The organism is Falsiroseomonas sp. RANM36 (genome assembly GCF_056682175.1).
On sequence record NZ_JBWXTD010000002.1, the window covers coordinates 440193 to 440550 of the forward strand.

Sequence of the window (358 nt, forward strand, 5' to 3'; positions counted from 1 at the left end):
GCCCGCCGGGGGGGGGGCGGGGGGGCGGCCGCGGCGCCGCGCCGGGCTGGCCCTGCTGCGGCACGATCAGGCCCTGGACGCGCTGGCCGGGGGCGGAGACGAGCCGGGCGATGCCGCTGCGCAGGTTCACGATGGCTTCCTGGCCGTTGAGCTGGTTGTCGCCGCGGGTGATCCGCACCGCGCCGAGCAGGCGCGCCATCCCGGTCTGCGGCGAGTAGAGGCCGCGGTCCCCGCGCACCACTTCCTCCGGCGTGCGGATCTCGACCTGGCCGAAGGCCTCGACGCGGTCGATCTTGCTGCCCTCGCCGCCCCCCCCCCCCCCCCCCCGGCCCGGGGCGGCCCGCGCCGCGCCCGGGGC

Annotated in this window: 1 protein-coding gene; it reads right to left on the bottom strand. The window is 80.7% G+C overall.

Features of this window, described 5'->3' with window-relative positions; translation table 11 throughout:
- A partial coding sequence (locus tag AC1MIR_RS02945) for an LptA/OstA family protein (RefSeq protein ID WP_480026692.1) occupies nt 1-358 on the bottom strand: 358 nt, incomplete at both ends.